Source organism: Frankia canadensis (assembly GCF_900197875.1).
GTDB lineage: Bacteria > Actinomycetota > Actinomycetes > Frankiales > Frankiaceae > Frankia > Frankia canadensis.
The window spans coordinates 1-5,414 of sequence record NZ_FZMO01000250.1; the positions used below are offsets into that span (position 1 = coordinate 1).

At 73.8% G+C, this 5,414-nt stretch carries 4 protein-coding genes; 3 read left to right on the forward strand and 1 reads right to left on the reverse strand.

Annotated features, from left to right (window positions below; all coding sequences use genetic code 11):
* Nucleotides 1–29 precede the first annotated feature (29 nt).
* Entirely contained in the window at nucleotides 30–1,364 is a 1,335-nt protein-coding gene (locus C1A33_RS19415) for a hypothetical protein (RefSeq protein ID WP_101832875.1), read from the reverse strand.
* Between the two features lie 311 nt (nucleotides 1,365–1,675).
* Here C1A33_RS19415 and C1A33_RS19420 point away from each other — a divergent pair, with 311 nt between their 5' ends.
* The 3 genes from C1A33_RS19420 (at nucleotide 1,676) to C1A33_RS19430 (ending at nucleotide 5,127) form a co-directional block, all read left to right on the forward strand.
* Nucleotides 1,676–3,997, forward strand: a complete 2,322-nt coding sequence (locus tag C1A33_RS19420; RefSeq protein ID WP_101832872.1) for a protein kinase domain-containing protein — start codon at nucleotides 1,676–1,678, stop codon at nucleotides 3,995–3,997.
* 160 nt (nucleotides 3,998–4,157) lie between these two features.
* Nucleotides 4,158–4,541 carry a type IV toxin-antitoxin system AbiEi family antitoxin domain-containing protein gene (locus tag C1A33_RS19425; RefSeq protein ID WP_101832873.1) on the forward strand — a complete coding sequence of 128 codons (384 nt, stop codon included), beginning with the start codon at nucleotides 4,158–4,160 and terminating at the stop codon, nucleotides 4,539–4,541.
* A complete protein-coding gene (locus tag C1A33_RS19430) occupies nucleotides 4,513–5,127 on the forward strand; it encodes an endonuclease domain-containing protein (protein ID WP_101832874.1) in 615 nt (204 codons plus the stop codon). The genes C1A33_RS19425 and C1A33_RS19430 overlap by 29 nt, the downstream gene beginning before the upstream one ends.
* Nucleotides 5,128–5,414: the final 287 nt, after the last annotated feature.

The window sequence follows — 5,414 nt, forward strand, 5'->3', positions numbered from 1 at the left end:
GTCGCGGGGTCGCGGGCCGGGGGCTCGGGTCAGGGCGTGGTGGAGCCGGGGGCGCTGACGTAGGCGACACTGGCGTAGCTGTCAGCCGGGCGTCCAGCCGCGTCCACACAGCGGACCGTGATGGTGGCCGCGCCCCCGGTGCTCGCCGCCGCGGTGGCGCCGGCACCCGCGGCGGAGCAGCGGGCCGTCGGCTCGCCGTAGGGCGTGACCTGCAGCGAGTCCGCGTTCCGGGCGACGCTGGGGAAGGTGACCTCGTAGCGGCCGACGGCGAGGCGGCGGACCTGGTTGGTCGCTCCCGTGCTGTTCGCCGAGTACCAGCCCCAGGCGTTCACCGCCGGGCCGATCGGCGCCTGCTGGGTCGGGCCGCCCTGCACGGTGATGCCGGTGAAGGCGTGGCCGAAGCTCGTGGCGTCCGTCGGGATCAGCGCGTGGCCGCTGGTGTAGAGCAGGGCGAAGGGGCTGTCCGTCCAGGTCGCGCCGCGGGCGCAGCCGACGAACACCGACTGGCGGTCCTTCCCGACCACGCGGCCGAGGGCGTTGCAGCCGATCTCGCCCTCGCCGGTCGCGTTGACCTGCAGGTTGTTCCCGTTCTTGGCGAACGCCGGGCCGATGAGGTCGATCGTGTAGTGCCCGGCGCCGACCCGGTGGACCTCGATCGTGCCCGGGCCCGCGACGCTGTAGGAGTCGACCGGCTTCGACGTCGCGGCCGCCGCCCCGGCGGCGTCGACCCGCAGGTAGGCGAAGGCCCCGCCCGGTGAGGGCGCGGCGGCGTCCGGAACGTGGTCGAACAGCGCCGTGAAGCCGGTATCGGCGGGCGTTCCCGCCGCGTCGCGGCAGGCCACCTCGACCTGCTCGTCGCGGGCGGCCGCGTCCCAGCGCACGGTGCGGCAGGACACCACCGGGGCGGACGCGGCGGCTCCGGGGGCGTCGAGGGCGGTCGCGAAGGCGACACCCCGCCCGCTCGGGACCGCGACGCCCGGGAAGGTCACCTGATAGCTGCCGCGCGCCAGGTGCGTGACCATGACGTGGGCGGACGCGGCGGAGCCACCGCCGGTGCGCCAGCTGCCGGAGCTCTCCGACGCCGGCAGCACGGTCTGCGTGCCCACCGGCGTGGCCGGCGAGGTGAAGCGGGTGAATCCCCAGACCGGCGTGGTCGGAGCAGCCGCCTGGGCGCCGCCCGAGCCGGCCGAACCCGGCGACGCGGACGCGGCGACCGGCGCACCCGACGCGGCGCCCGCTGCCGTGGTTGGTTTCGCTGCGCCACCGTCGTCACTGCCGCCGGAACAGGCAGCGAGCCCGAGCAGCGCGGCTGCGCAGCTCAGCGCCCCGGCCATCCGGGCGATACGGGTGAACGTCCTCACCATGCGTGACTCTCCGTCCGCGACTGCGACGATCTCGGTGCCCCCGACGATGGCACACGGATCGGCGAACGGGGCGGGACGAACGCTCCGGATTGATGTCATTCCCTTGACAACGACACCTTGTCCACAGTCGCTGCCCCGACAGTCCTGTTCAGGGCGACACTCGCCTAAGATTTTCCCAACTGATCCGCCTACCGGCGGAGCAGATCACCATGGTCGATCAAGGGTCGGTGCGTGAGGCCGGCGGACGGGCGCTCAGGGCGCACCGTCCGGCGGAGGCGCGGTCGGCGCGCGGCAGGCAGGGGTACAGGTCCATGGCGTCATCGGATGCAGGTGTGGCGGCGCGCGCCATTCCTCTCGGTCCGGACGACCCTCCCAGGCTCGGCGCGTACACCCTGCTCGGCAAGCTAGGCCAGGGTGGCATGGGCACGGTCTACCTGGGCCGCTCCGAGAAGGGCCGCCTGGTCGCGATCAAAGTGATCCGCACTGAGGCCGTCGGGAATCCCGAGTTCCGCGCCCGGTTCCGGCTGGAGGCCGAGACGGCCCGGCGCGTCGCCCGGGTCTGCACCGCCGAGGTGCTCGACGCCGACCCCGACGCCGAGTGGCCCTACCTGGTCACCGAGTTCATCGAGGGCGAGACGCTCGCCCGCTACGTGCAGCGCAACGGCCCACTGGCCGACGCGAACCTCGAGCAGCTCGCCGTCGGCGTCGCCGCCGCGCTCACCGCCATCCACAGCGCCGGCATCGTCCACCGCGACCTCAAGCCCGCCAACGTCATCCTCTCGCCCTTCGGCCCCCGGGTGATCGACTTCGGCATCGCCCGCACCGTCGACGCCGGCAGCGGCCTGACCGGCGACCTCCAGCAGCTCGGCACGCCCGCGTTCATGTCCCCGGAGCAGATCGAGAGCCGGCCGATCAGCTCGGCGGTGGACATCTGGGCCTGGGGCGGCCTGGTCGCCTTCGCCGCCACCGGCCACTACCCGTTCGGCGAGGCCTCCGCGCAGGTGCTGCTCTACCGCGCCCTGCACGAGGAGCCCCGCCTCGACGACGTCGACCCGGCCCTGCGCCCGATCGTCTGGCTGGCCATGCGCAAGGACCCGGCCGGCCGCCCGAGCGCCCAGCAGCTCATGCTCCGCCTGCTCGGCGACCCCGCCAGCTCCAACCCCGATGCCGCGGCCGCCGTCAACCCCGAGGACGTCACCAACGTCCTGCAGGGCTGGCAGCTCCCCTCCCCCGCCGCCGGCACCCAGCCGAACGCCACCGGCCCCGGCGGCGGCTACACCCTCGGCCCCGACGACCCCACCCGCCTGCCGTCCGGCACCGGCGGCCCGTCCACCGCCGGCTACACCGCCGACCAGGACGCACCCACCCGGCTGCCCACCGGCACCGGCACCGGCGCCGGCGGCGGGTACGCGACCGGCGGTGCGCGCGGCTTCGGCGGCCCCGGGGGACCCCAGGACCCTGGCTACCCGCAGGGCGCGCCCGGCGCGGGCGGGACGTTCGGCGCCGGTGGCTCCGGCGGACCCGGGGACACCAGGCCGGCACCCGACGAGAAGCGCCGCAGCCGCGGGCGCAGCCGCGCCCCGCTGCTCGTAGGCGGCGGCGTCGTCGTGGTCGGCGCGATCATCGCGACGATCCTGGCCCTCGGCGGTGGAGGCAAGGACGACAACACCGCCACCGCCGGAGCCGGCTCGACGCCCGGAGCGAGCGCGACCGCGCCGGCAGGCAGCGCTGCGTTCCCCCTGCCGAAGTCGGCCACGGCGCTCAGCGACGCGACGATGGTCTACACGGCGCAGAAGAACGGCAGCTACGACCTGTTCAGCGCCACCGTCGGCCCGGCCGGTCTGCTCACCGGGCAGAAGCAGATCACCAGCACCCCCGCGAAAGAGATCCTTCCCGTGATCTCCATCGACCGCCAGACGGTCGTCTACTCCGTGGAGAGCGCGAACCGCACCCAGTACATGGCGATCGCGGCCGACGGATCGGGCAAGGCCGTGCCACTGCTCGCCTCAGGCGCCGCCAAGAACCTGACGATTCCCGGCGACTCGCGCGCTTCCCTCTCCCCCGACGGCGGCTCGATGGTCACGCGCTCCTTGACCGACGACAAGGGCACCGCCGCGTCCGGGCTCTACATCGTCAACCTGAAGACGCAGGGCGTCACCCGGATCAAGAACGCGGCCGAACAGGCCACCGACCCCGCCTGGTCGCCCAGCGGCGACCGCATCGCGTACTGGTCAATCCTGGGTGGCGGCCAGCGAGGCTTCATCGTGACGATCCCGGTGACGGAAGGCGCCCAGCCTGACAAGCTGACCCTGAACCAGGGCAACGACGACACCGACCCGGCCTGGTCCCCCGACGGCAGCAAGATCGCCTTCACCCGGAAACAGAACGGCGACCTCGAGATCTTCGAGATGGACTCCGACGGCAAGAACATCACGCAGCTCACCCGCGCCCGGGGCGACGACATGGACCCGACCTTCGGCCCGAAGGACGACCCCCGGATCATCTTCAGCTCGAACCGCGGCGACGACCGCAAGCAGCTGCGCATCCTCGACCCGAACAACCCCACCGCCTCCGACCATCCCCTCACCGAGGACCGCTTCCTCTCCGCCCACCCCCGCTGGAACTCCGGCTGACCTGACGTCATCCAGATCCGCCGTAGCCCGGCCAGTCCGGCGAAGGCCCGCTGTCCGCTGAGGACGGGGGTCGCGCCGGATCTGCCGGGTCGGCGGGCGGGTTTTCCACAGCGCGCGGATCCATCGGCCACCGGCGGCCGGCACGGCCGAGACTGGGGCGATGTCCACGCCCCACGACAGAGTCGTCGCGCTGGCGCGCCGTCAGGACGACGTCGTCACCCGCCGCCAGGCCCACCAGCTCGGCCTGTCGGAGAACGCGCTTGTCCTGCGGCGACGCCGTGACGGCTGGACTTCCCCCGTTCGTGGTGCGCTGTTCGTGCCGCCGGTCCGCGACGTGATCCGAGCCAGCGCCAGAGCCGTCCTCGCCGTGGCCGGCGGGGTGATCTGTGGGCTCACCGCGGCTCGGCTGCACGGCCTGCCGGCGCTGCCGCTGTTGCGGCCACCGGAGCTGGTCGAACTCGCCGTGCCCGGCTGGCGAGCGGCCCCGCGGACGGCAGGGCTTTCAGCGCTACGGAATGACGCTGCGGGACGGAGACGTCGTTGACCTCGGCGGCCTGCGCACCACCTCGGCGCGGAGAACGCTGGAGGATCTCGCACTGCTGCGCGATCGCGAGCTCGTCGTCAGTGTCCTCGACGCGATGCTGCACGAGCGGCGACTGTCCGCGCGCGATCTCGCGGTCGTAGGCGAGCGCGTGCTCTCCCGCCGGGGCGGGAGCCGTACCCGGACGTGGTGGGCGCTGGTCGACGGCGCGGCCGAGTCACCGCTGGAGACACGGCTGCGCCTGCTTCTCGGTGACGCTGGCCTGCTGCCCGAGCAGTCGCAGTGGCCGGTGCGTGATCCGCACAGCGGCCGGCTGGTGGCCCGCGTCGACTTCGCCTGGCCGGGCGTACGCCTTGCTGTCGAGGCGGACGGGGTCGGCCCCCATGGCCTGCCGGCGGCCCTGCATCGCGATCGCGCCCGTCAGAACGACCTGGTCCGCCTCGGCTGGGACGTCCTCCGTTTCACCTGGTGGGACGCGCTTTCCGCGCCGGCGAAGCTCGTGCGGGTCGTGGCGGACGCGCTTCGCTCGGCAGCGGCACGCGCGGGCGGGACCGCACCGAGCGCCTGGGCTGGAGGACTCGCGCCCTGAGCTCGAGGGCTCGCGCAGCGGTAGGAGCTACCTGTCCGCGCACACCCGTCGGGTGGCGCCCCGGCGCCGCAGGGGAAGGCCTCGACGTGCCACTTTCGCATGGCTCCCTGCCCGATTCGTCCCGTTGAAACTGGCAGAAACTCCCGTTCCCACGCAACGCCCGGGGCGGACGCGTCGACGGCCGGCTCCCCGGGTAGGGGAGCCGGCCGTCGACGGCGGGCCGAGGCCCGCGGGTGGTCTCGGCGGGTCGGCGAGGAGAGGATGCGCCGGCGGGGCGGGTCAGCGGG

Excerpts from the sequence above, each read along its gene's own strand:
- C1A33_RS19415 (WP_101832875.1), bottom strand. The coding sequence starts at position 1,364 with ATGGTGAGGACGTTCACCCGTATCGCCCGGATGGCCGGGGCGCTGAGC.
- C1A33_RS19420 (WP_101832872.1), top strand. The coding sequence starts at position 1,676 with ATGGCGTCATCGGATGCAGGTGTGGCGGCGCGCGCCATTCCTCTCGGT.
- C1A33_RS19425 (WP_101832873.1), top strand. The coding sequence starts at position 4,158 with ATGTCCACGCCCCACGACAGAGTCGTCGCGCTGGCGCGCCGTCAGGAC.
- C1A33_RS19430 (WP_101832874.1), top strand. The coding sequence starts at position 4,513 with ATGACGCTGCGGGACGGAGACGTCGTTGACCTCGGCGGCCTGCGCACC.